The organism is Klebsiella sp. V115_8, assembly GCF_029967715.1.
Lineage (GTDB): Bacteria > Pseudomonadota > Gammaproteobacteria > Enterobacterales > Enterobacteriaceae > Klebsiella > Klebsiella quasipneumoniae.
In genome coordinates this window covers 482,629-506,013 of the sequence record NZ_JASCAR010000002.1, presented here as the reverse complement: position 1 = coordinate 506,013, position 23,385 = coordinate 482,629, and the positions used below count along the sequence as shown (strand labels likewise).

At 62.3% G+C, this 23,385-nt stretch carries 22 protein-coding genes; 9 read left to right on the top strand and 13 right to left on the bottom strand.

The window, feature by feature from the left end:
• The first annotated feature begins 258 nt into the window (after positions 1–258).
• Positions 259–2,526, top strand: a complete 2,268-nt coding sequence (gene tynA / locus QLG03_RS04825) for a primary-amine oxidase (RefSeq protein ID WP_255987420.1) — start codon at positions 259–261, stop codon at positions 2,524–2,526.
• Positions 2,527–2,528: 2 nt separating this feature from the next.
• Here the strand turns inward: tynA and QLG03_RS04820 are convergent, their stop codons facing one another.
• The 7 genes from QLG03_RS04820 to QLG03_RS04790 all read right to left on the bottom strand — a co-directional run bounded on the left by QLG03_RS04820 (position 2,529) and on the right by QLG03_RS04790 (position 9,013).
• Entirely contained in the window at positions 2,529–3,512 is a 984-nt protein-coding gene (locus tag QLG03_RS04820; RefSeq protein ID WP_167878998.1) for a zinc-dependent alcohol dehydrogenase family protein, read from the bottom strand.
• A gap of 22 nt (positions 3,513–3,534) precedes the next feature.
• Positions 3,535–4,353 carry a phytanoyl-CoA dioxygenase family protein gene (locus tag QLG03_RS04815; RefSeq protein WP_124074107.1) on the bottom strand — a complete coding sequence of 273 codons (819 nt, stop codon included), beginning with the start codon at positions 4,351–4,353 and terminating at the stop codon, positions 3,535–3,537.
• Positions 4,354–4,377: 24 nt separating this feature from the next.
• Positions 4,378–5,547, bottom strand: a complete 1,170-nt coding sequence (argE, locus tag QLG03_RS04810) for an acetylornithine deacetylase (RefSeq protein ID WP_244338315.1) — start codon at positions 5,545–5,547, stop codon at positions 4,378–4,380.
• Positions 5,540–6,214, bottom strand: a complete 675-nt coding sequence (locus tag QLG03_RS04805; RefSeq protein WP_044522615.1) for a DUF1028 domain-containing protein — start codon at positions 6,212–6,214, stop codon at positions 5,540–5,542. The genes argE and QLG03_RS04805 overlap by 8 nt, the downstream gene beginning before the upstream one ends.
• Complete coding sequence (locus QLG03_RS04800; protein WP_004190423.1) at positions 6,211–6,645, bottom strand: RidA family protein; 435 nt, start codon at positions 6,643–6,645, stop codon at positions 6,211–6,213. Before QLG03_RS04800 ends, QLG03_RS04805 begins: the two co-directional genes overlap by 4 nt.
• Before the next feature lie 26 nt (positions 6,646–6,671).
• A complete protein-coding gene (locus QLG03_RS04795; protein ID WP_023289443.1) occupies positions 6,672–7,928 on the bottom strand; it encodes an NAD(P)/FAD-dependent oxidoreductase in 1,257 nt (418 codons plus the stop codon).
• Between the two features lie 170 nt (positions 7,929–8,098).
• A complete protein-coding gene (locus tag QLG03_RS04790) occupies positions 8,099–9,013 on the bottom strand; it encodes a LysR substrate-binding domain-containing protein (protein WP_023289442.1) in 915 nt (304 codons plus the stop codon).
• Between the two features lie 488 nt (positions 9,014–9,501).
• Between QLG03_RS04790 and QLG03_RS04785 the strand changes: the two genes are divergently transcribed.
• The 4 genes from QLG03_RS04785 to QLG03_RS04770 are packed head-to-tail and all read left to right on the top strand — an operon-like array spanning position 9,502 to position 13,512.
• Positions 9,502–11,022, top strand: coding sequence for an amino acid ABC transporter permease/ATP-binding protein (locus QLG03_RS04785; protein ID WP_255987413.1), 1,521 nt, complete (start codon positions 9,502–9,504; stop codon positions 11,020–11,022).
• Positions 11,023–11,048: 26 nt separating this feature from the next.
• Positions 11,049–11,921: a phytanoyl-CoA dioxygenase family protein gene (locus tag QLG03_RS04780; protein ID WP_255987411.1), complete on the top strand. Its 873-nt coding sequence runs from the start codon at positions 11,049–11,051 to the stop codon at positions 11,919–11,921.
• Positions 11,922–11,944: 23 nt separating this feature from the next.
• Positions 11,945–12,775 (top strand): ABC transporter substrate-binding protein, encoded by an 831-nt coding sequence (locus QLG03_RS04775; protein ID WP_023289439.1) that lies wholly within the window; start codon positions 11,945–11,947, stop codon positions 12,773–12,775.
• A gap of 5 nt (positions 12,776–12,780) precedes the next feature.
• The gene (locus tag QLG03_RS04770; protein WP_117136682.1) at positions 12,781–13,512 is read left to right on the top strand and encodes a class II aldolase and adducin N-terminal domain-containing protein; all 732 of its coding nucleotides are present in this window, start codon (positions 12,781–12,783) and stop codon (positions 13,510–13,512) included.
• 17 nt (positions 13,513–13,529) lie between these two features.
• On the opposite strand, the gene QLG03_RS04765 is transcribed toward QLG03_RS04770, so the two are convergent.
• Together QLG03_RS04765 and QLG03_RS04760 are read right to left on the bottom strand one after the other, a co-directional pair.
• The gene (locus QLG03_RS04765) at positions 13,530–14,420 is read right to left on the bottom strand and encodes an oxidoreductase (RefSeq protein ID WP_048334934.1); all 891 of its coding nucleotides are present in this window, start codon (positions 14,418–14,420) and stop codon (positions 13,530–13,532) included.
• Between the two features lie 124 nt (positions 14,421–14,544).
• A complete protein-coding gene (locus QLG03_RS04760) occupies positions 14,545–16,044 on the bottom strand; it encodes an aldehyde dehydrogenase family protein (protein WP_255987407.1) in 1,500 nt (499 codons plus the stop codon).
• A 235-nt stretch (positions 16,045–16,279) separates the two neighbouring features.
• On the opposite strand from QLG03_RS04760, the gene feaR reads away from it, so the two are divergent.
• Complete coding sequence (gene feaR, locus QLG03_RS04755) at positions 16,280–17,182, top strand: transcriptional regulator FeaR (protein WP_048334936.1); 903 nt, start codon at positions 16,280–16,282, stop codon at positions 17,180–17,182.
• Here the strand turns inward: feaR and QLG03_RS04750 are convergent, their stop codons facing one another.
• Genes QLG03_RS04750 through QLG03_RS04740 form a run of 3 tightly spaced genes read right to left on the bottom strand, consistent with a single transcriptional unit; the run spans position 17,183 to position 20,335 of the window.
• Positions 17,183–17,506: a YdbL family protein gene (locus QLG03_RS04750; RefSeq protein WP_023289434.1), complete on the bottom strand. Its 324-nt coding sequence runs from the start codon at positions 17,504–17,506 to the stop codon at positions 17,183–17,185.
• 7 nt (positions 17,507–17,513) lie between these two features.
• Positions 17,514–17,699: a YnbE family lipoprotein gene (locus QLG03_RS04745; RefSeq protein ID WP_004204017.1), complete on the bottom strand. Its 186-nt coding sequence runs from the start codon at positions 17,697–17,699 to the stop codon at positions 17,514–17,516.
• Positions 17,696–20,335, bottom strand: a complete 2,640-nt coding sequence (locus QLG03_RS04740; protein ID WP_152842522.1) for a YdbH family protein — start codon at positions 20,333–20,335, stop codon at positions 17,696–17,698. Before QLG03_RS04740 ends, QLG03_RS04745 begins: the two co-directional genes overlap by 4 nt.
• 206 nt (positions 20,336–20,541) lie before the next feature.
• Here QLG03_RS04740 and QLG03_RS04735 point away from each other — a divergent pair, with 206 nt between their 5' ends.
• From QLG03_RS04735 to hslJ, 3 genes are all read left to right on the top strand, one after another.
• Complete coding sequence (locus QLG03_RS04735) at positions 20,542–21,042, top strand: DedA family protein (RefSeq protein WP_023289432.1); 501 nt, start codon at positions 20,542–20,544, stop codon at positions 21,040–21,042.
• 147 nt (positions 21,043–21,189) lie between these two features.
• The gene (locus tag QLG03_RS04730) at positions 21,190–22,179 is read left to right on the top strand and encodes a 2-hydroxyacid dehydrogenase (RefSeq protein ID WP_032452619.1); all 990 of its coding nucleotides are present in this window, start codon (positions 21,190–21,192) and stop codon (positions 22,177–22,179) included.
• 122 nt (positions 22,180–22,301) lie between these two features.
• On the top strand, positions 22,302–22,742 hold the full coding sequence (hslJ, locus tag QLG03_RS04725; RefSeq protein WP_023289430.1) for a heat shock protein HslJ: 441 nt from the start codon (positions 22,302–22,304) through the stop codon (positions 22,740–22,742).
• A gap of 31 nt (positions 22,743–22,773) precedes the next feature.
• Here hslJ and QLG03_RS04720 read toward each other — a convergent pair whose 3' ends face one another.
• Positions 22,774–23,037, bottom strand: a complete 264-nt coding sequence (locus QLG03_RS04720; RefSeq protein WP_008805145.1) for a DUF333 domain-containing protein — start codon at positions 23,035–23,037, stop codon at positions 22,774–22,776.
• Between the last annotated feature and the right edge of the window lie 348 nt (positions 23,038–23,385).

Here is a 23,385-nt window from a genome sequence, read left to right as displayed (position 1 = left end):
GGCGCTGCGCTTGCGCGGGCCTACTGGCAGTCAGACCCGGACAGGTAGGCCGGGTAAGGCGCAGCCGCCACCCGGCAATAAAATCGCCGCACGTGCTCCATGCCTCTGCGGAGGCATTTTTTACGTCCGTCTGGCAAACCTGACAAATAACCTGGCAAGAGCAAACAAACGCCCCGGCGCCGCGGGCTGGTAGCTTAAGGGTGACAAAGCCGACATTCGCAGCGGCATAAGACAACACAACAATAAGATGAGGTCATCATGGCAAACGGCTTGAAATTTTCCCCTCGTAAAACCGCGCTGGCGCTGGCCGTGGCGGTGGTTTGCGCCTGGCAATCCCCGGTCTTCGCTCACGGCAGCGAAGCGCACATGGTGCCACTGGATAAAACGCTGGAGGCGTTTGGCGCTGACGTGCAGTGGGACGACTATGCGCAAATGTTTACCCTGATAAAAGACGGCGCTTACGTCAAAGTGAAGCCCGGCGCTAAAACCGCGATCGTCAACGGCAAAACCCTTGATCTGCCGGTGCCGGTGGTGATGAAGGACGGTAAAGCCTGGGTCTCCGATACCTTTATCAACGATGTGTTCCAGTCCGGTCTCGACCAGACCTTCCAGGTGGAAAAGCGCCCTCACCCATTAAACTCGCTCTCGGCAGCGGAAATCAGCGACGCAGTGACCATTGCCAAGGCCGCGCCGGAATTCCAGCCTAATACCCGGTTTAGCGAAATTTCCCTGCATGAGCCGGATAAAGCGGCGGTATGGGCCTTCGCCCTGCAGGGTACGCCAGTGGATGCGCCGCGCACTGCCGATGTGGTGATGCTGGATGGCAAACAGGTGATGGAGGCCGTGGTCGATCTGCAACACAAAAAAATCCTCTCATGGACGCCGATCAAAGGCGCCCACGGCATGGTGCTGCTCGATGATTTCGCCAGCGTGCAGAACATCATCAACGCCAGCAGTGAATTCGCGGCGGTGCTGAAAAAGCACGGGATTACCGATCCTCGAAAAGTGGTCACCACCCCGCTCACCGTTGGCTACTTCGATGGCAAAGATGGCCTGCAGCAGGATGCGCGCCTGCTGAAGGTGGTCAGCTATCTCGATACCGGCGACGGCAACTACTGGGCGCACCCGATTGAAAACCTGGTGGCAGTGGTCGACCTGGAAGCGAAGAAAATCATCAAAATCGAGGAAGGCCCGGTGATCCCGGTGCCGATGGAACCGCGGCCGTATGATGGCCGGGACCGCAACGCCCCGGCGGTGAAACCGCTGGATATTACTGAACCGGAAGGCAAAAACTACACCATTACCGGGGATACCATTCACTGGCGGAACTGGGATTTCCACCTGCGTCTTAACTCGCGCGTCGGGCCCATCCTCTCGACGGTGACCTACAACGATAACGGCAAAAAACGCCAGGTGATGTATGAAGGTTCCCTCGGCGGGATGATCGTCCCCTACGGCGACCCGGACGTCGGCTGGTATTTCAAAGCCTACCTCGACTCCGGCGATTACGGTATGGGCACCCTGACCTCGCCGATTGTACGCGGCAAAGACGCGCCGTCGAATGCGGTGCTGCTGGATGAAACCATCGCCGACTACACCGGCGCGCCGACCACCATCCCGCACGCTGTCGCCATCTTCGAGCGCTACGCCGGGCCGGAATATAAGCACCTGGAGATGGGCAAGCCCAACGTCAGTACCGAGCGCCGGGAGCTGGTGGTGCGCTGGATCAGCACCGTCGGCAACTACGACTATATCTTTGACTGGGTATTCCACGACAACGGCACCATCGGTATCGACGCCGGCGCCACCGGGATTGAGGCGGTGAAAGGCGTGCTGGCGAAGACCATGCACGACCCCAGCGCCAAAGAGGATACCCGCTACGGAACGCTGATCGACCATAATATTGTCGGCACCACCCACCAGCATATCTATAACTTCCGCCTCGACCTCGACGTGGACGGCGAAAACAACACCCTGGTGGCGATGGACCCGGAGGTGAAGCCCAACACCGCCGGCGGCCCGCGCACCAGCACCATGCAGGTGAATCAGTACACTATCGACAGCGAACAGAAAGCGGCGCAGAAATTCGACCCGGGCACGATTCGCCTGCTGAGCAACACCAGCAAAGAGAACCGCATGGGCAACCCGGTCTCTTACCAGATCATCCCTTACGCCGGCGGCACCCATCCGGCGGCGACCGGCGCCAAATTCGCCCCGGACGAGTGGATCTACCATCGTCTGAGCTTTATGGATAAACAGCTGTGGGTGACGCGCTACCACCCGAGCGAACGCTATCCGGAAGGCAAATACCCCAACCGCTCCGCTCACGATACCGGGTTAGGCCAGTATGCGAAGGACGATGAGTCGCTGACGCACCAGGATGACGTGGTGTGGATCACCACCGGCACCACCCATGTGGCGCGGGCTGAAGAGTGGCCGATCATGCCCACCGAATGGGCGCACGCCCTGCTGAAGCCATGGAACTTCTTTGACGAAACGCCGACCCTCGGCGAGAAGAAACAGTAATCTTAACCCACGGTGAAATCGAGCAGGATTTTACCGCCTCTTCCCGGCTGGCCGGCGGCGGCAATCGCCTCCCGCCAGTCGTTCAACGCCACCCGCCGGGCCGGCGGTTGCGTGGTCGTCGGCAGCCGCTGCCAGATCTCGTCGAAGGCCGCCCGCCATGCCGCCACGCTGAGGCCAGGCAGCGCCTCCCGCAGATGAAACTTGCGCACCGCCGCGCTGGCGCGCGTCTGGATCAGCGGTCGTCCGGATAATAAGCCATAGGAGATCAGGGTTGACGACGCGGGCAGCACCGACAACAGCGTGTTCCCCAGCTCCCCGCCCACCGCGTCAAACACCAGATCGCTGTGCTGGCTGACCTTCTCCACCAGCGCCCGGTCGGCCTCGAGGATCGGATAGATCCCGGCCTGCTCCAGACGCGCCCGATGCTGCGGCGAGCGAATAATCCCGCTTACCGAACGGGCGCCCATGGCCAGCGCCCACTGCCCCAGCAGGCTGGCGCAAGAGGAGGCGGCGGCGGTCAGCACGATCTGTTTCCCGGCAACCGGCCAGCGTCTGAGCATCAGCATCGCGGTCAGCGGATTGATATACCCGCGGGCGGCCAGCAGATCGTCCACCGCCGCGGGAACCGGCACCAGCCAGGTCTCATCCAGATCGATAAACCGCTGCCAGGTGCCGCCCCCGCGCAGGGGCAGCACCCGCTGGCCCGCGGTCAGTCGGCTGCCGAACGGCGCGGCGACCACCTCGCCAAGGCCTTCGTAGCCGGGCACGGCCGGCAGTCGGGTACGGTGGCGATAGGCGCCGGTAATGGGGATCAGATCTGAGGGATTCACCGGGGCATAGCGCATCCTGACCCGCACCCGTCCGCAGGCCAGCGGCGCCAGCGGGGTGCGTTTCAGCGATAGCACCGCGGCCGGCGGCCCGTAGCGGTCATAAACAATGGCGTCATTGAACATCGACAGGCTCCAGACTACGAAAGGCGGGATCATAGCAGATCCCGTCCGCAGCCGCTTACGCCGGTGGCCAGACCTGGGGGAACAGTGGCGAATCCAGCGGGTCGCCGTCCCGCAGAGTCAGTTCGGGGAACGGCGGCGAGGTCACGCCGCCGCGGTCGGCAAACGCGGCGTCATCCCCCACCCAGCGGGCGGAGAAGACCCGTCGCGCCCGCGCCCCGGGGTTGCCGCGGGCGCCATGGACGGTGCGAAAATGGAAGGCCACCGCGTCCCCCGGCTCCAGCGCCCAGCTGACGATATCGTACTCATCCTCATGGGCGTCGATATCCGGCAGCGCACTGAACCGGGTGTGCTCGTAGAGCTTTGTGCCATTGAAGCGGGTGGGACTGTACTCCGCCTCCCAGCGATGCGACCCGCGAATGCAGCGCAGCGAGGTGGCTTCCGCTACCGGGTCCAGCGGGATCCAGAAGCTGACGTTTTGCCGGCCGGAGACGCAATAGTACGGCTGATCATGATGCCAGGGGGTGACCGTGCTGCCTCCGGCGGGTTTGACCAGCGTATGCTCATGGAAAAATTTCGCCGTCTGCGACTGCATCAGCGCAGCGGCGATCTCCGCGGCCGCCGACTGGAAGACAAACTCGCTAAACGCCGGGATCCGCGACCAGTTACAGTAATCCTGAAAGAAAGGCGGCGAGCCATCTTTGGGGATCACCGTGCGCGCATGACCATATTCGCTGGGGCTGGCCATCAGCGCCGTGACCCCCTCGGCGAGGCGCTCAACCCAGGGGGTAAAAACGCCCTTCAGTAATACCACGCCATCCGCCTGCCAGCGGTCGACAGTCGCTTGATCGATATGGGGAGAGTATTGATTGTGCATCGCTTGGGTTCCTGTGTGGGTGGATCAGGTAAGCGGTTCTGCGGGCTCGGCGCGCATCCAGGCGCACAGCTGGCCCAGCATCGTCATACAGCGTTCGGTCTGGTCGATGCTGACGTACTCATCGGCCTTGTGGCCCTGGGCCATGCTGCCCGGCCCGCAGACCAGGGTCGCGACGCCCATCTCATCGAACAGCCCCCCTTCGGTGCCGAACGCCACGGTGGAAAACCGATCGCTGCCGCACCACTGCGCCAGCCAGCGGGCGAAGTCGGACTGCGGATCGCTGAGCAGCGGCGGGTAGTGGCTCAACAGCTGAAACTGGATGTCGCTCTCACCGCCGACCCGGCGCATCTCCGGCAGCAGCCGGCGGCGGGCGTAGGCCGCCAGCGCCTCGGTGACCGCTTCGGGACGCATCCCCGGCAGGTAGCGGATCTCAAAATCAAAGCGGCAGGACTGCGGGACGATGTTCAGCGCGGCGCCGCCCTGAATGGTGCCCACCTGCAGGGTGCTGAAGGGCGGCGAGAAGCGGCTGTCCTGCTGCCGGGCCAGACGCGCGCCCAGCCGATCCAGGCGGTTAATCAGCCTGGCCGCGTAGCGGATGGCGTTCACGCCCTGTGGGGCATAGGCCGAATGGCAGGCCTGGCCCTCGATGCAGCAGCGCATGGCCAGTTTGCCTTTATGACCGAACACCGGCTGCATCTCCGTCGGCTCGCCGATGAGGCACAGCGCCGGTTTCTCCGGCGAGGCCTGCAGAAACGCCACCAGGCTGCGCACGCCGAGACAGCCGACCTCTTCATCATAAGAGAAGGCCAGATGCAATGGCATGCGCAGCGGCGCCGCCAGAAAGTCATCCACTGCCGCCAGCACGCAGGCGAGAAAGCCCTTCATATCGGCGCTGCCGCGGCCGTAGTAGCGGCCATCGCGCTCGGTCAGGCTAAACGGCGGCACGCTCCAGTCCTGCCCGTCCACCGGGACCACGTCGGTGTGGCCCGAGAGCATCACCCCGCCGCCGCCGGACGGCCCCAGGCGGGCGTAGAGATTGGCCTTACCGCCCGACGGGTCATAAAAGCGGCGGGACGCCACGCCGCGGGCGGCGAGAAAATCGGCGATCCAGTCGATCATCGCCAGGTTCGAATGGCGGCTGGTGGTATCAAAGGCCAGCAGCGCGGCAAGGATCGCTCCCGGCGTGTTATTCATCGCCAGGCACGCCATAGGCCGGCGCCTCGCGCGGGTCGAGCGCCCGGGTAATGTAGGCCTCCATTTGCGGCTCCCACGCCAGCCACAGCTGCTCAAGGGCCGCCAGCGGATCCGCCTCCGCCCAGTCAATGCGCAGGTCGACCACCGGCCACGGGTAATCATCCACCACCTTCACCGCCGCCGAGTGGACCGGCCCGGCCTCCCCCCCGGCGACGATCCCGGCGCGCAGCCCGGCCAGCAGCCGGCTGGCCAGCTCACCGGTGGCGGCCTCAAAGGCGCCCACCATCGCGGCGATCACGCCCTGACTGGCCAGCATATTGCCCGCCGCCACGCAGTTATCCCCCGCCAGGGCGCCGCCGATCCCGAGGGTGAACTCCCCGCTGAACACCGCTGTGTCGCCGTTGGCGTCAATCGCCGCAACCTGGCGATATTCGCGGAAGCGATCCTCCGCCAGAGCCTGCTTCATGGCCTGCTCAACGCTGGCCCCCGCCTCGATCGCGCTGAGGATCTGCGGCCCCAGCGACGGCAGGGTAATATTCTGGCTGGAAACCGCCCCCACGCCGGGCAGCAGCCACGGACAGCGCGACCCGACGGCCATGCTCGATGAACTAATGGCGATGCCCAACTGACCCGTTTCCGGGCAGCGGGCGGTAAGGGAGAGGGTCATTCTGCCGCCTCCCCCTGCCAGTCGTCGGGGATCACCGCCGTGACGTCAATCTCCATCAGCCACTGCGGCTGCGCCAGGGCCGACACCACCACCCCGGTGGAGATGGGGAAGACCCCTTTCAACCATTTGCCCACCTCCTGATAGACCGGCTCGCGATAGCGGGGGTCGATCAGATAAGTGGTGGTTTTGACGATATGCGAGAGGTCGCTGCCGGCCTCTTTCAGCAGCTGTTCGACATTCTTCATCGCCTGCTCCGCCTGGGCCCGCGGGTCGCCGAGGCCGATCAGGTTGCCGGCGAAATCGGTGCCGACCTGGCCGCGAACGTAGACGGTATTCCCCGCCCGCACCGCCTGGCACAGATCGTTATTCAGCGCCTGGTTTGGGTAGGTCTCTTTGGTGTTAAACATGCGAATACGGGTATGGGTTGGCATCAAAGCACTCCTTCAGGAATCGGTTATCAGGACGGCTGGTAGCGCTGATACTGGCGCTGAATGGCGATCTGGTCGGCAATATATTTGGCATCGTGCCAGACGCCCCAGATAAAGGTGGACCCGCGCCGCGACAGCCATGGCAGGCCGAGGAAATAGACCCCCGGCTCCGTCGACACGCCGCGGTGATGCTGCGGCCGCTGCGCGTCATCGAAGGCGTTGACCTTCAGCCAGCGATAATCGGTGGTATACCCGGTCGCCCAGATGATGGCGCCGATCCCGGCCTCGGCCAGGTCGAGGCTAAGCAGCGGGTCGCTGACGCAGGCCGGGTCGGGCAGAAAGTCACGGGCGGAGGGCTCTTCGGGCAGATCCAAACCGTTGCGCGCGACCCAGTCGTCGGCGGCGTCGAGCAGCGCAAGATAGGAGGCATCGCCGCGGCGGATATTCTCGGCCAGGTCGGGGTGGAACAGTGCCCTGGCGCCGTCAAAGCCGCGAGTCTGTCCCACCAGAGTGACCCCCTGATGCGCCAGCTGGCGAAAATCGACGGTATGGCCGCCGCGCGCGCCGCTCACCGCGATAGTGACATGCTCTTTCCCCGGCGCATTGGCCGCCGCGTCCCACATCCCCAGCACGCCGAGCCACCAGCAAAAATCGCGCTGGCGATAGCGACGCGGCGGCCGGTCGTGCGCCCCCACCGACAGCCACACCGCGCGTCCGGCACGCTGTAGCTCATCGGCAATCTGCACGCCGGAGGATCCGGCCCCCACCACCAGCACGCCGCCCTCCGGCAGCTGCTGCGGATTAAAATAGTGCGCCGAATGGAGCTGCTGAATAGCCTCACTCTGCGGGGCGATGGCCGGGATCGTCGGGCGCTGGAAGGGTCCGGTAGCCGCCACGATCCGCTGCGCCTCAATCACCCCCTCGGAGGTGTCGACACGAAAGCCCGGCCGCCCGGCGAGGCGTTCGGCGCTGTACACCTCCACCCCAGTGCGGATCGGCGCATTGAAGCTGCGGGCATAGGCGGCAAAATAGTCCGCAACCTGCTCTTTGCCGACAAAGCTGTCCGGCGGGCAGTCAGGGAACACCATCCCCGGAAACCGATCGTGCCAGGCCGGGCCGTTGGCCACCAGCGAATCCCAGCGCCCGCTGCGCCAGGCCTGGGCAATACCCTGTTTCTCCAGCACCAGATGGGGGATATCCAGCCGGGTCAGATGCTCGCTCATGGCGACGCCCGCCTGCCCCGCGCCGACCACCAGGGTATCGATCTCGGTTATCTGTTCAGTCATTTCTCTATCCTTCAAGCACAGTTGCCGACGAGGTCGCCGGAATTGACGGCTTTCAGGTTATTTAACTGTGACGAATTGGTAAAATATTATAAAACGATCGACTGAATAGAATTTTATGAGGCTGAGTGGCGACAGAAAAAATAACGCCTGCCGGATCGACAGGCATTATTTCAGCCGTGAGAGGGGGTTAATTCGATACTGCGACAATATTCCATAAACAGTTGCGTCGGCCGCGTCGGCTCATTATTAGCGAGGTGCGCCATAATTAAGGTTGAGGCGGGCATGTCGTCGGCAATATCCCGCTGCACCACCCTTTCGCCATCGTAGGTCATATCGCAGCAGGGCCGGGTGACCAGCACCGAAAAACCGAGCCCCTGGCCGACCATACAGCGCACCATTTCGATAGAGGGGGAGCTGTAAGCCACTTCCGGGTGATAGCCCTTTTCCTTAAAGATGGAGATAAAATAATTTTTACTCGGGACCGCATCGAGGAGGATCATCGGCTCGCGACTCAGCTCCTGCAGCGTCACCTGCGCCTTTTGCGCCAGCGGATGCGCGGCGGGCAGCAGCGCGTAGGGTTTATGCGGAGCATTAAGCCGCTCTTTATTGATCGAGTGGCCGAGCTCCAGATCGTAGACCAGCGCCAGGTCGAAGCGGCCGCGGTGCAGGCCATGCATCAGCTCATGCTGTTCGCCGTCATACAGATGCAGCGTAATTTCCGGATAGCATTTCTTAAACCCGGCCACCAGCTTCGGCATATACAGCGGGGCCACCGACTCAAAGCAACCAATGGAGATCATGCCAGAAACCAGCTCCTTATCCGCTCGCGAATTCTGCTCAAATTCCCACGACAGGCGCAGCAGCTCCTTCGCTTTATCGTAGATCCGCCGACCGCTGGAGGTGAGCGAGACGCCCTGCGCGTGGTGGCGAATAAACAGCTGCTGGTCGAAGGTGCTCTCCAGATTCTTAATAGCAATGGAAATCGACGGCTGCGCAATGTGCAGTTGGCGGGAGGCCTCGGCGATACTCTCCGTCTCCACCACGGTGACGAAATATTTGAGCTGCTTCAGGGTAAATCGGTTCATAGCATCACCATTGATAAAATATGGTCCGGCGCACGCGGGGAATAGTTTTCCTCTAAGTCCCAAGCAATCCGCGTGCCACCCGCAAAGAATGGCGGCGCATTGCCCGCCAGGGGGCGATATTATTTTTTCTCCTCCCGCGCCGGCGCGGTTTATTTCCCCGTTTGCACCATCATGCATCACGCTGCACATTGAGCAGGCAGCGGTCGCCCCAGTTTCGCGCAAAATAACCTGTCTGCATAAAATGGCGTTATTGAATTACAGCTATTGTTTTTAAATTGTTTACGCAAAGTATCCTGATAATCACTTTAAATTCCATATCGTTAATAACGCTGTATAGTTTTTTTAAACTTAAAGACCAAAAATTTACTAATTGCCTCTGAAAGCATCCTGCCAGCATAGTGTATTCGCACGATGAACACCGGCGGCTCCCCATTAATGCACAGCCGAGCCGCTTTCATTTAGGTTAATTATGACGAGTGAAATAGCCCATGACGTTTAACTGGAACTACATGTTAAGTCTGCTCAGCGATGCCGATTTTTGGTGGGCCACCTGGACCGTCATTAAATTAAGTCTGCTGACCTGGGGCTGCAGTATTGTGCTCGGATTTATTCTGGCGCTGGCTAAACAGTCGCCGCGCGGCTGGTTATCCACCCCTGCCCGGCTGTATATCTGGTTATTTCGCAGTATGCCGCTGCTGGTCCTGCTGATTTTTGTCTACAACATGCCGCAGGCGCTGCCCTCCTTCGCGCCGGTGCTGAACGACCCCTTCTGGGCCGGCCTGCTGGCGATGGTCCTCAGCGAAGCGGCCTATATCGCCGAGATCCATCGCGGCGGGCTGCTTTCCATCCCCCGCGGGCAGAGTGAAGCCGCGCGGGCCCTGGGTTTGCGCTACGCCGGGATCCAGTGGCGGGTGATCATTCCCCAGGCGCTGCGCGTCGCCCTGCCGGCGCTGGCCAATGAGTATATCGCCATCGTGAAGCTCAGTTCGCTGGTGTCGGTGATCTCCCTGACCGAAATATTGATGGTCGGCCAGCAGCTCTACTCGCAGAACTTTCTGGTCATGGAGACCATGACCGCCGTGGCGTTTTATTACATCTTTATCGTCACGGTGTTCGATTTTCTGCTGAAACGGCTGGAGAACTACCTCGATGTTACCCGACGCGACATCGCCCGGCCGGTGGATGCCGAGATGCAGCAGTTGGCGACCGCCCGCCGCCCGGCGATGGCGCGCAGCGTCTCCCAGGGCCATGAGCCGGCGCTGCAGGCCTCTAAGCTGCATAAGGCCTACAACAACGTCGAAGTGCTGGGGGCGGTGAGCCTGCAGATCCAGCCCGGCGAAGTGGTGTCGGTCATCGGCCCGTCGGGCTCGGGAAAAACCACCCTCATTCGCCTGCTGAACGGTCTTGAGCAGATCGACAACGGCGAAATTCAGATTAACGGCCAGCCCTTTATTCATCTCGACCGCCAGGGGCAGCAGAAGCCGCGCTTTATGGAGAATGCCGAACACCGTCTGAATATCGGCATGGTGTTCCAGAGCTTCAACCTGTTCCCGCATCTGACCGTGTTCGGCAATCTGCTGCTGGCCCCGCGCTATCACCATCTGGCAAGCGACGCGGAGCTGCGCCAGCACGCCTGCGAGCTGCTGCACAAGGTGGGCATGCTGGAACACGCCTGGAAGTATCCGCACCAGCTCTCCGGCGGTCAGCAGCAGCGGGTGGCAATCGCCCGCGCCCTGATGATGCGTCCGCAGATCATGCTGTTCGATGAGCCCACCTCGGCGCTGGATCCGGAAAAAGTGAATGAGGTGCTGCAGGTTATCGAATCCCTGGCCCATGAAGGCATCACGATGGTCATCGTCACCCACGAGATGAACTTCGCCTTCAAAGTGTCTGACCGGATCGTGTTTATGGAGAAAGGCCGAGTGGTGTGCGATGACACGCCGCAGGCGATGCGCAGCGGGCAACACCCGCGGGTCGAGGCCTTTCTGAAAGATGTTTCTCTGGCTTAACTATCGGGACGTGAAGAGGAAAAACTATGATTGCGCAGTGGCAAATTGAGCAGTTTCATCAGCAGGGTTATCTGGTGGTCGAAGGGGTGCTTTCCGCCGCCGACATCGCCACTCTGCAGAGCGATTTTGACGGCTGGGTCGAGGAGAGCCGCCGCCACGCGTCGGCGTGGGGGGAAACCCTCGACGGGCGGCCGCGCTTCGATATCGAGCGCGACCATGCTCCCGACCATCCGTCGCTGCGCCGGGTCGCCTCCCCGACGGAGATCTCCGAGGCGTATCGCCATACTGCGCTCAACTCGCGGATGGCGACCATTGCCGCGCAGCTGATCGGCGGCAGCGGCACCCGCTTTCACCACAGCAAAATTAACTCCAAGCTGCCGCACACCGCCACCGAGGTTAAATGGCATCAGGATTTCCTCTTCACCCCGCACAGCAATGACGACATCATCACCGCCCTGCTGATGGTCAGCGAGGTGACGCCGGAGAATGGCCCGCTCAATGTGGTGCCGGGCAGCCATCAGGGGCCGCTGTGGTCCCACTGGCAGGAGGGGCGCTTCACCGGAGCGGTGGATGACAAGGTGGTGACGGCTCACTGCCAGCAGCCGCAGGCCTGTTTTGGCCCGGCGGGCTCAGTCTGCTTTATGCATACCCGCCTGCTGCACGCCTCCAGCCCCAACGAAACCGCCCTGCCGCGCACCCTGTTCATCAGCGTCTACGCCGCCGAGGATGCGCTGCCCTTCGGCGAAAACCCGCTGCCGAGCCGCCATGCCGGCCAGCTGGTGGCCGGGGAAGAGAGCGGTCTGGTGCGCAGCACCGATAACCAGCTTCGTCTGCCGCAGAAGCCGCGCGGCGCTTCGTTTTTTGTTCAGCAGGCCGGTGCCGATCGCGCCAGCATGTAATTCGCCCACACTCCGGAGGTTTTATGACACGCTTTTTCGCACCACGCCCGCTGGCTCTGCTGCTCTGCGCAGCGGGGGCTCTGACATCCCTGAACGCGCTGGCCTTCCAGCAAAGCGGCAAGATCACCGCCGGTTCGGACATGACCTTTTTCCCTTACGAGTATATGGAGAACAATAAGCCGGCGGGGTTTGATATTGAACTGCTCGACGGCCTGGCGAAGAGCATGGGCCGCGAGGCGGTGAATATCGATACCCGCTTCCCCAACCTGATCCCCGGACTGCAGGGCGGGCGCTTCGATATCACCAACTCGTCGATGTACATTACCGCCGAGCGCCTGAAGGTGATCGACATGGTGCCGTACCTGAAAAGCGGGGAAGCGATCCTCGCCCGTAAAGGGAGCGACTATCAGCCAAAGACCCCGGAAGACTTCTGCGGGCATAAAATCGGCTCGATGGGCGCCACCTCGTGGCTGGCGCAGTTGCAGAAGCTTTCCGCCGACTACTGCGTGAAGAAGGGGCTGAAGCCGATTGCGCTGAGCGTCTATACCACCGACCCGCAGACCACCCAGGCGCTGCTGTCGCGCGCAGTGGATGCGCAGATCACCGACGCCGCCGTGGCGCGCGGGGTGGTGGAAAAGCTGGGCGACCGGGTGGTGATCGCCTCTGACACCCTGATCTATCCGGTGCTGAACGGCTTTGGCGTTAAAAAAGGCAACACTGAGGTGAAAACCGCCCTTGAAGAGGCGCTGAAAAAATACAGCACGACGCCGGAATACGCCGCCCTGCTGAAGAAATATCACTTCCAGGCGCCGACGGCAGAGGATCTGCAGACCCTGATGCCAAAAGCGGAGTAATGCCCATGCGCGATACCGATGAAGAGCAGATCCGCATCGACCTGGCGGCCACCTTTCGCATCATTGCCCATCTTGGCATGCATGAGGCGGTGGCCAACCATTTCAGCGCCGCGCTCTCCGCCGACGGGAAGACGTTTTTACTGAACCCGAAGTGGAAACACTTTTCGCGCATCCGCGCCAGCGATCTGCTGGTGCTGAACGCCGATGATGAAAGCGGCGCCGCGCGCCCTGACGTCGATGCCACCGCGTGGGCTATTCACGGGCAGATCCATCAGCGGCTGCCGGACGTGCGGGTGGTGCTGCATCTGCACCCGGTGTACACCACCAGCCTCGCCTGTCTGGCGACGCCGCAGATCCTGCCCATCGACCAGAACACGGCCCGCTATTTTAACCGGGTCGCCGTCGATACGCTGTACGGCGGGATGGCGGACACCGCGGCAGAAGGGGCCCGGCTGGCGGGGCTGCTGGCGGATAAACGCCGTCTGCTGATGGGCAACCACGGGGTGCTGGTGACCGCCCCGACCATCGGCGAAGCGTTCGACGATATCTGGACCCTCGAGCGCGCCTGTCAGATCCTGATCACCGCCTGGTCAACCGGCCAGCCGCTGAAGGTGCTGTCAGACGCGGTGGCGGAAAAAACCGCCCAGGACTGGGAGAAGATTGCCGATTTCTCCCGGCAGCACTTTGCCGAGATGAAGCAGTTGATGATCGACCTCGATCCCTCCCTGGTGGACTAACCCCGCGCCAGCCCGGGTCAGCCCGGGCCGTCGCTGGCCGCCGCCAGCAGCGGCACGATGATATCGCTGAGCGGCGTCGGTATGCCGTGCTGACGCCCGCGACGCTGCACCACCCCGTTACGAATATCCCACTCCAGCGGTCGGCCGTGCAGGCGATCGATCAGAATAGAGGTGCTCAGGTCGGCAGGCGCCCGATGAAAACCGGCGATGATCTCCTCCGGCACGCTGTCGCTCAGGACGGCCCCTTCCGCCCGCGCCACCTGCAGGCATTCGCGCAAATAGGCCAGTCCGAGAGCGGTGATCTCCTCCCGGGCGAACATCCCGGCGCGTCGTCCGGTCAGCACCATCAGTCCGGCGACGGCGTTCTGCAGCAGTTTACGCCAGGCCACGGTGGTAAAATCGGCCGCCAGCTCCACCGCGCAGCGGGTTCCCGCCAGCGCCTGCTGCACCCGCTCAGCCCCCGGCAGGTCCGGCAGCGTCAGTCGCGGCGCGGCGCGCAGCCAGACGGAAGCATCGGCGTCGCGCTGCGCCGGAAACCAGACCACCGACGGCAGCACCGTCGCGCCGCCGGTCAAAGGGGCAAACTGCTGGCGCTGCTCGACGCCGTTTTGCAGCACGCATACCACGGTGTCCGGCGAGCACAGGGCCGTCAGCCAGGGGGCGATGGCCTCCGTCTGGGTGGCCTTCACCGCGACAAACACCAGGTCGAAGGGGGCGGCTATCGCCGTCGGGTCGGTGAGCACCGGGCCGGGGACCACGATCTCACCCTCATCAGTGCGCAGCACCAGCGACGTATGGGCAGTGCGCCCGCAAACCACCGGCGCCCTTCCCACCGCAAACAGGGCGGCGGCGATAGTCGTGCCGATGGCGCCGGGACCAATTAGTGCAACCTCAGGAAATGCTGTCATGCCGAAGACCTCCTCATCATTCACTGCCCTGCGCGGGCAAAGATTGCCCTCCACAGTAGCGAGAAAGCGCGGAGGTCGGCAAGCGGGATGTCGGGAAAAGCGATGCGCCTTCCCCGACGGAGGGCTAGTAACGCACGCAGACCGATTTGGTTTCGCACCAGCCGTCGAGCCAGTCCGGGCCGAAATCGCGACCGGTACCGGACTGCTTCATGCCGCCGAACGGCAGGTTGGCGTCAATCAGGGTATGGCTGTTGACCCATACCGTCCCGGCCTGCAGGCTGTCGGTATAGTTGAGAGCCTGGGTCAGGTCGCGGGTCCAGACGCTGGCGGTCAGGCCGAAATCGCTGTCGTTGGCCAGGCGCAGCGCCTCCTCGCCGTCAGCCACCCGCACCAGGTTCACCACCGGGCCAAACACCTCCTCGCGGGTAAGGCGCAGCCCGGCGTCCGGGTTGACCACCAGCGTCGGCGGAATATAGTACCCCCCGGCATCCGGCCCGGCGCTGCCGCTGATAAGCTCCGCCTTCTGCTGGCGGGCCTCTTCGAGGTAGGCCGCCACCTTGTCGCAGTGGGCCCGGGAGACCACCGGGTTGATCTGCGCCGTCTCCTGCATCCCCGGTCCCACCTGCAGCGATTTCACCGCCTGCTCGAAACCGCTGACCAGGGTGTCAAACAGCGGCGCTTCAATGTAGATCCGCGAACTGGCGGCGCAGACCTGTCCCTGGTTGAGGAAGCTGCCGGTCATTAGCCCCTCAATGACCCACTGGGGATCGGCGTCTTTGAGCACAATCGCCGGGTTCTTGCCGCCCAGCTCCAGCGTCACGCGGGTCAGTCGGTCGGCGGCCACCCGCGCAATCTGTTTCCCGGTGGCCGTCGAGCCGGTAAAGCTCACCTTCGCCACCTGCGGATGCGAGGTCAGCGCCGCGCCGCAGCCGGCGCCGCTGCCGGTGACCACGTTGAACACCCCGTCAGGAATGCCCGCCTGGGTCGCCAGCTCCGCCACCCGCAGCAGGGTCAGCGGGGTGGTTTCCGAGGGTTTGATGACGATCGAGCAGCCCGCCGCCAGCGCCGGCATCACCTTCCACGTGCCGATCATCAGCGGGAAATTCCACGGGACGATGCCCGCCACGACCCCCACCGGCTCTTTTTTGGTCCACGCCTGGTAACGGGCCCCTTGCGGGAACGGGATCGAGACGTCCAGCGTCCGGCCGCTGATTTTGGTGGTCAGCCCCGCCGTGTAGCGCATCCAGTTCAGGGTGCAGCCGACCTCGAAGGCGCGGGAGATGGCGATGGATTTACCCTGCTCAAGGGTCTCCAGCTGCGCCAGCTCCTCGCCGTGCGCCTCCACCAGATCGGCAAAGCGCAGCAGGATGCGCTCACGGTCGGCCGGGGTGCGACCGGCCCAGCGGCGATCGACGAAGGCGCGCCAGGCGGACATCACCGCCCGGTCGACATCCGCCGGGCTGGCGTCGGCGGTGGTGGCGATCGCCTGCCCGGTGGCCGGATCCCAGACGGTTAACCGGTTTTCGCTCTGCGCGGCGCAGGGAGCGCCGTCGATATACAGGCCATGCTGACGGTCTAAAAACTGCTGGACGCTGGCAAGCAGCGCTATCTGAGAGGTGGACATACCCTTTCCTTATTCTTCGCGGATAGTGCTTTCAGTCTATGTCCGGTTGGCGGCTGGCGCTTTTTTCTCTGTGACATTCGTTTGCGCCGCTGTGACAGTCGCCGCAATTCCGTCGCCTGCCCTGACAGAAATGTGCCGCAGGTAATAGTTCTTTCATATACCCGCCATCGCGCCCTTGCCTGAGGCGGCATAAATGCAACAATGCAGAAACATTATTATTACAGGAGAACGGCGAATGATGACCACGGCTGAGGGGGGGCTGGCCTACCAGCGCTGGCTGGCGACGATCAATCAGGTCTGCGGCCATTTCGCCGCCCGGCCGCTGGAGGGACGCTTTCACGGCGACATTGACGCCCGCTACGCCGGCAGTCTCAAAGTCAGCACGGTCACCGCCGCCGGCGTCAATCTCTACCGCACGCGCAATGAGATCAAACGCGATAACGACGCCTGGTTCTATACCGTGTTTCAGCTCGCCGGCGAAGCGGTGATCGAACAGGACGATCGCCAGGTGACCCTGGCGGCGGGGGATATCACGCTGATCGACGCCGCCCGCCCGTGCTCTATCGTCTGGCAGCAGACCTCGCGTCAGGCTTCGCTGCTGCTGCCGCGCCAGCGGGTGGCGCCGACGGGGGAGATCGCCACCGCCTGCCGGCTGGACAAGTCTCTGCCGATGGTGCAGCTCAGTCAGCGCCTGCTGCTGGAGAGTATGGGCGGCACGACGCTCTCCGCCAGCGAGAGTGAGGCGGCGCTGGACGCGATCGCCTGCCTGTTGCGCCCAGTGCTGCGCCAGCGCGAGCCGACCCCGTCCCGGCGGGACCAGCAGTTTCAGAAGATCATTGCGTTAATCGATGCGTCCATTCAGTCGGAACACCTGCGGCCGGAGTGGCTGGCCAGCGAGACCGGAATGTCGGTGCGCAGCCTCTACCGGCTGTTTGCCGACAAAGGGCTGGTAGTGGCGCAGTATATTAAGAACCGGCGGCTGGATCTGTGCGCTCGGGCGTTACAGAACGTCCATGACGACGAAAAGCTGGCGGGGATCGGCTACCGCTGGGGCTTCAGCGACCACAGCCATTTCTCCACCGCCTTTAAGCAGCGCTTTGGCGTCTCGCCGGGCGAATACCGTAAGCGCTGCCGCTAATTATTTGCGCAGCCACTGGCCGTTCAGCCCCTGAACGTACTCTCCGGGCTGAGCGCGGGCCACCAGCTTCTGTCCGGCCATTTTCGCTACCTCATCCACCGGCAGATTGTTGTCATCCGCCAGCTGCTGGTAGCTTTCACTGCGCGCGGCGTTAATCTGCTTCACCAGCGCCAGCGTCTCTTTATCCTGACGCAGCGGCGCCAGATAGCCGTTCAGCGTCTCCCCCACCCGCCCCTGCTGGCGCGCTTCGTTCAGGGTCAACGCCAGCGCGGGCGCGCTGAGCAGAGTCAGCGCCAGCGCCGCGGTTAACAGTCGTTTTCTCATCGTCGCCTCAGAACAAATCGCTGCGGGATTTCAGCAGGTTTTCCACATCCTTATCGACCTTGATATGGATCTCATGCTCAATTTTGACATTCATATTGATGGTGATGGGCTCTTTCGACGCCGCAATTTCGATACGCGGCGTACAGCCGGCGAGCAGCATCGACGCCACGATGGCCAGTAACAGCTTCTTCATTTAGGTTCCTTACATGTCTTACCGTCCGTACAGCGCCGCACGGGCAGCGTGGCATTTTGCTCAAGCCACGCCTGTAAATTGTCGCCGAAGCGTAAACTGCGCCACAGATCGAAAATATTCTCCTCATGAGCGTAGTTTAAATGCACGGTACTGCTTTTCCCGTCCACCCGGCTGGTGCCGTTGATGGCTGCCTTAAGCGTCAGCACGCCCAGATTGTTGAGGTTAATCTGCGTCGATGAACGGGAGATCTCCATATAGCGCAGCCAGTTGATCGCCGCCCCGGCGGAGACGTTGTCCGCCACCAGCGCATCGGCGGTATCTTTGTCGAGCCGCAGCGTCATCGGTCCGTCATTGCGCAACCAGCCGTCGTGGATAATCCATTGATTATTCTCCAGCCACAGCGGCAGCGCGCCGCTCACCGCCCCGGACATGGCGAACTGCTTCACCTTGACCGCGCTGGTCAGTTCGCTGCTGGAGATGTGCTGCAGACGGATCAGCGCCGGGTCGCGCTGCGGCATGCGCAGCTGCAGCAGGGTCAGCTTGCCGCCTAACAGGTCGACGCTGACGTCGCTAAGCTGCAGCGGATTGGCCTCGCTCCATGGCCAGGTGCCCTGCAGGTCCGCCGTCAGGTTGCGCGCGGTGACCTGATTGACGATTTCGCCAATGCGCAGGGAGACCGGACGGCGGGTGCCCAGCTGCCAGTGGCCATCGCTGAAGCGGAACGGCAGAACGAAGTCGACGCCATTGATCTGGTTATCCGGCATCCAGGCGCTGCCGCCCTTCAGGACGCCATGGCCGCCCGCCTCAAATCCCTGCCCGGCTGCCGCCGAGAAGGCCACCTGCGCATAGAGACTGCCTTCGCGCAGGTTCATCTTCCAGTCCGGCGGCACCAGCGGCTGGAATACCGTCAGCGACTGTTTAGGCCACCAGGCCTGGCCGCGCAGCCGTTCGCCATCCCAGCGCCCGGTCAACCGCACCGGGCCAATGGTATCGGCGTGCAGCGCGCCGGTGAACTGGAACCACGTCGGGTCCCGGCCGTCGAGAGCGAATTTCAGCGTCGACGCCGGGAGATAGCTGCCGCCGGAGAAGGTGGTTTTTGCCGCATCCAGCGACAGCGCGCCGGTCAGCCGCGGATGCTCAGCGTCGCGCAGCCAGCGAATCGGCTGCTCGAGGGTCAGACGCGGCGTGCTGACCCGCATCGTGCCGTACTCGAGCTTATCGAAGCCAGTGGAGAGGCTGCTCAGCGTAATGGCATTGTCCCGCCACTCACCGCTGCCCTTCACATCCCAGCGCGCCTGCATTGGCGTGAAATGCCCCTCGCCCCAGTAGCGCCACTGCCAGCGGCCGCTGTCGGGCAGAAAATCGTTCGCCAGGCCGTCCAGGTGCAACGTAAAGTCGCCCATCTGCTGCTCATGGGCGCGGAGGATCGCCTGCAGGCGGCCATCGACGCCCTGCTGCGTGACCTTCACCCCGGCCAGCGGCCAGCGGATTTCGTCAATGTTCAGCGCGTCGATCACCCGCCCGCGCGAACGCAGTAGCGCCCCGGGGTGAAACGCCAGCTGCGGGCTGACCAGCGACCCGCTGAGCTGGGCCGGCAGCGCGGCGTAAAAGATCATCTCCCCCAGCTTGGCCTCGCCGGTGAGCCGCAGCGGCAGGTCGCTGTTATCCATGCTTAACTTGCCCGGACCGATATTCAGCACCGCGTTGCCTTTGCCGGCATGCCCCTCGGTGAGCACATTTAAGCGGCCGCTGACGATCATCTGTTCCGTGCCCTGCTGCCAGTTACCGACCGACAGCGCCACGCGGCCGCTCAGCGGATACGCCTCGTAGCGGGTGCGCCAGCGGCCGTCGCTGATGGTGATCCGTTCCGGGGTGATCTCCCACGGCAGGTCGAGAATGGGCTCCACCTCGCCGCGCGGGGTGACCAGCAGCTGGCCGCGATTATGCTGCCACGCCAGCTCGGCATCGATCCATTCTGCGGTCTGCGGAAATTCGAAGGTACCCTGCATCTGGCCATCGACCGGCAGGCCATCCGGCACCAGCGGCAGATGGAAGGTCCCCACCAGCTTCACCGGCGGCTGATCGTCAGTCAGCCGGGCGCTGAACTGGCTGACAGTGAGCGCCTGACCGCGCAGGCGCGCCTGCAGGCTCAAATCGTTCCCGGCGAAGCCGATATCCTGCTGCGCAGGCGTCAAGGACATCACCAGCCGCCCCTGCCATTTTTCCCACGGCGACAGCCGCAGGTTCTCAATGGTTAACCAGCTGTAGGGCAGCATTGATTGCCATTCGGCGAGGGTGCGCGGCGACCCCGGCGCGGGATCGCTGGCCGGCAGTTTGCTCAGGCAGGCGCTGTTGATCTCCAGCTGGCCAATATGCAGCCGCCAGCGGCTGGGGCGCGAGAGACGGGCATCGGTCACCCGGGCGAGTTCACAGTCGCCCACCAGATAGCGCAGATCGGGGATCAGCAGGGCGGAGCGCGTAAGACGCGGGCTCTCCTGCAAAGCGATATGAGTCCCCACGGGCAGCCAGATGCCCGCCAGCGTCGGCACCCAGTGGGTCAGCGTCAACAGCAGGGTTAGCGGCAGTAACACCAGCGCTAACACCAGCGCGATGGCGGCTTTATATTTACCCTTCATGGGCAGTTAATATCCTGATTCAACATAAGTAAAAGCCGAAAGGCGCCCATTGTGACACGTTCGACCAGTGAGTGAAAGTTTGCGACCTGTTAAAGCATAGTTGCCAGCCGGTATCGCGGCGCGGCGATCGCTCGTCACTATTTAGCTTTTGTTTAAGCGCTACCTGCCACACTCCAGCCAGTTCGGTTTTGCTTGCGGGAGAGACAGTGTCGTTAATTATCTCGCTCATTGAGAGCGCACAGGGCCACTATCCATTGGTATTACTGATGGTTTTCCTGCTCACTTTCACTAAATCCTGCGCGCTGGTGTCGCTGGCGATCCCGGGCACCTCCGGCCTGCTGCTGCTGGGGACATTCGCGTCCGCCAGCCTCGGTCATTTCCTGTTAATGTGGTCCAGCGCCAGCCTCGGCGCCATCGGCGGATTCTGGCTCTCGTGGTGGTTAGGCGTTCGCTATCGTCACCGCCTCACGCAGTTGCGCTGGCTGACCGCCGAGCGGCTGGCCCGCAGCCGACTCTTTTTTCAGCGCCGCGGGCTGTGGGCGGTCTTTTTCAGTCGCTTCCTCTCTCCCCTGCGCGCCACCCTGCCCCTGGTCAGTGGCGCCAGCGGCCTGCCGCTGTGGTCGTTTCAGCTGGCTAACGTTACCTCCGGTCTGCTGTGGCCGTTTCTGCTGCTCTCCCCCGGCGCTTTAAGCCTGAGTTTGTGGTGAAAAAACTTTGTCTTTCAAAGAGATTCCGCAAATCCGCGATATGCTCTAGAATTAGGATAAGCACCTGCTATTTAAACTATTTTTTAATAATTGTACGATTATTTTAAATATGCTACCGTGACGTTATAATCACTGGAGAAAAGTCTTATGAAAATCGCGGTTTACAGTACGAAGCAGTACGATAAAAAGTACCTGCAGCACGTTAATGATACCTACGGCTTTGAACTGGAATTCTTCGACTTCCTGCTGACAGAGAAAACCGCCAAAACCGCCCACGGTTGCGAGGCGGTATGCATCTTCGTCAATGACGACGGCAGCCGTCCGGTGCTGGAGGAGCTGAAGGCTCACGGCGTGAAGTATATCGCCCTGCGCTGCGCCGGGTTTAACAACGTCGACCTCGAGGCGGCGAAAGCGCTTGGCCTGCGCGTCGTGCGCGTCCCGGCCTACTCGCCGGAAGCGGTCGCTGAACATGCGATCGGCATGATGATGTCGCTTAACCGCCGCATCCACCGCGCCTACCAGCGTACCCGTGATGCCAATTTCTCCCTCGAAGGCCTCACCGGTTTCACCATGTACGGCAAAACCGCCGGGGTGATCGGCACCGGGAAAATTGGCGTGGCGATGCTACGGATCCTTAAAGGCTTCGGCATGCGTCTGCTGGCTTTTGACCCGTACCCAAGCGCCGCCGCGCTGGAGCTGGGGGTGGAATATGTTGACCTGGCCACGCTGTACAAGGAGTCAGACGTGATCTCCCTGCACTGCCCGCTCACCGACGAAAACTACCATCTGCTCAATCGCGAGGCCTTCGATCAGATGAAGGACGGGGTGATGGTGATTAACACCAGCCGCGGCGCGCTGATCGATTCCCAGGCGGCCATCGATGCCCTGAAGCACCAGAAAATCGGCGCGCTGGGGCTGGACGTTTATGAGAACGAACGCGATCTGTTCTTCGAAGACAAATCCAACGACGTGATCCAGGACGACGTCTTCCGTCGCCTCTCCGCCTGCCACAACGTGCTGTTCACCGGCCATCAGGCGTTCCTCACCGCCGAGGCGCTGATCAGCATTTCGGAGACCACCCTGGGCAATCTGCAGCAGGTCGCCAACGGTGAAACCTGCCCGAACGCTATCGTCTGATTCCTTTCCCTTTTGTGCTCCTCTCCCCGGGGGAGCACATTCAGATAATCCCCACAGATCCCCGCTGCGATACCGTTACACTGGCTTTATTTTATTAGTAATGTGAATGTTTTGGAGTACAAATGAACAAATTTGCGGCATTACTGGCGGCAGGGTTGCTGCTGTCCGGCTGTGTCTATAACAGTAAGGTGTCCACCGGCGCGGAACAGCTACAGCATCATCGTTTCGTGTTGACCAGCGTCAACGGCCAGGCGGTGAACGCGGGCGACCGGCCGCTGGAGCTGAGCTTCGGCGAGAAGACGGCTCTTACGGGCAATATGTATGTTTCGGGCAATATGTGCAACGGCTTCAGCGGGGAAGGTAAGGTGTCGGACGGCGAGCTGAAGGTTAAATCGCTGGCGATGACCCGGATGCTGTGCCACGATGCCCAGCTCAATACCCTTGACGCGACCATTGGTAAGATGCTGCGCGAGGGCGCGCAGGTCGATCTGACGGAAAACCAGTTGACGCTGGCGACCGCCGACCAGACGCTGGTCTATAAACTCGCCGACCTGATGCACTAGCCGGCGTGGTGAACCCGCTGCGGGGCTGCCATTAATAGCCGCAGCTTCCGCCCGCCAGCGCCTGCTCGCTGCAGCGTTTACCGTTCGGCAACGCGCACATGCCAATCGCCGAACCATCGAGCTGACGAGCCACCGATAACGAGCCGCCTATCATGGCGCAGTTGGCCTGACCGGCGTCGCTCATCGCCGCCCGCATTCCTGGCGTGACGTGCGCCGCCGTGGCCTGCTGAACGGGTTCACTACTGCACGCCGACAGCAACAGCGCCGCACATCCCACTAATATCGCAGCTCGCATTTTCTCTCCCCTCGGAAACGTCTTAAAAAGCAAACCCAAGAATAATAGGCAGCGTGGCGCGCGGCGTCGAGAGGGGAAGTACGTATTTATGCGTCTCATTAACATTTTCTAGCAAATTTCTGCCTAAAGGTTGATCTCCCCCGGGGTCGCCACCGGACAATCGCTGGCCTTCACGCCCTGGAAAGCCACTTTCTCCGCGAACCGCGCAAAATATTGATCTGGTCACGGGTGGCCGCCGCATTGAGGACACAAATGCAAAAATGGCGGCATCAACGGTTTGCTAAACTACCTCTTATATAATTACAGGGCGCGTCGCGGTTTTACGCGTCCATTCTTTTGCGCAATGTA

Excerpts from the sequence above, each read along its gene's own strand:
- QLG03_RS04785 (WP_255987413.1), top strand. The coding sequence starts at position 9,502 with ATGACGTTTAACTGGAACTACATGTTAAGTCTGCTCAGCGATGCCGAT.
- QLG03_RS04780 (WP_255987411.1), top strand. The coding sequence starts at position 11,049 with ATGATTGCGCAGTGGCAAATTGAGCAGTTTCATCAGCAGGGTTATCTG.
- QLG03_RS04770 (WP_117136682.1), top strand. The coding sequence starts at position 12,781 with ATGCGCGATACCGATGAAGAGCAGATCCGCATCGACCTGGCGGCCACC.
- QLG03_RS04720 (WP_008805145.1), bottom strand. The coding sequence starts at position 23,037 with ATGCGAGCTGCGATATTAGTGGGATGTGCGGCGCTGTTGCTGTCGGCG.
- QLG03_RS04775 (WP_023289439.1), top strand. The coding sequence starts at position 11,945 with ATGACACGCTTTTTCGCACCACGCCCGCTGGCTCTGCTGCTCTGCGCA.
- QLG03_RS04815 (WP_124074107.1), bottom strand. The coding sequence starts at position 4,353 with ATGCACAATCAATACTCTCCCCATATCGATCAAGCGACTGTCGACCGC.
- feaR (WP_048334936.1), top strand. The coding sequence starts at position 16,280 with ATGATGACCACGGCTGAGGGGGGGCTGGCCTACCAGCGCTGGCTGGCG.
- QLG03_RS04730 (WP_032452619.1), top strand. The coding sequence starts at position 21,190 with ATGAAAATCGCGGTTTACAGTACGAAGCAGTACGATAAAAAGTACCTG.
- tynA (WP_255987420.1), top strand. The coding sequence starts at position 259 with ATGGCAAACGGCTTGAAATTTTCCCCTCGTAAAACCGCGCTGGCGCTG.
- QLG03_RS04795 (WP_023289443.1), bottom strand. The coding sequence starts at position 7,928 with ATGACTGAACAGATAACCGAGATCGATACCCTGGTGGTCGGCGCGGGG.
- QLG03_RS04790 (WP_023289442.1), bottom strand. The coding sequence starts at position 9,013 with ATGAACCGATTTACCCTGAAGCAGCTCAAATATTTCGTCACCGTGGTG.
- argE (WP_244338315.1), bottom strand. The coding sequence starts at position 5,547 with ATGAATAACACGCCGGGAGCGATCCTTGCCGCGCTGCTGGCCTTTGAT.
- hslJ (WP_023289430.1), top strand. The coding sequence starts at position 22,302 with ATGAACAAATTTGCGGCATTACTGGCGGCAGGGTTGCTGCTGTCCGGC.
- QLG03_RS04800 (WP_004190423.1), bottom strand. The coding sequence starts at position 6,645 with ATGCCAACCCATACCCGTATTCGCATGTTTAACACCAAAGAGACCTAC.
- QLG03_RS04805 (WP_044522615.1), bottom strand. The coding sequence starts at position 6,214 with ATGACCCTCTCCCTTACCGCCCGCTGCCCGGAAACGGGTCAGTTGGGC.
- QLG03_RS04765 (WP_048334934.1), bottom strand. The coding sequence starts at position 14,420 with ATGACAGCATTTCCTGAGGTTGCACTAATTGGTCCCGGCGCCATCGGC.
- QLG03_RS04740 (WP_152842522.1), bottom strand. The coding sequence starts at position 20,335 with ATGAAGGGTAAATATAAAGCCGCCATCGCGCTGGTGTTAGCGCTGGTG.
- QLG03_RS04820 (WP_167878998.1), bottom strand. The coding sequence starts at position 3,512 with ATGATCCCGCCTTTCGTAGTCTGGAGCCTGTCGATGTTCAATGACGCC.
- QLG03_RS04750 (WP_023289434.1), bottom strand. The coding sequence starts at position 17,506 with ATGAGAAAACGACTGTTAACCGCGGCGCTGGCGCTGACTCTGCTCAGC.
- QLG03_RS04745 (WP_004204017.1), bottom strand. The coding sequence starts at position 17,699 with ATGAAGAAGCTGTTACTGGCCATCGTGGCGTCGATGCTGCTCGCCGGC.
- QLG03_RS04760 (WP_255987407.1), bottom strand. The coding sequence starts at position 16,044 with ATGTCCACCTCTCAGATAGCGCTGCTTGCCAGCGTCCAGCAGTTTTTA.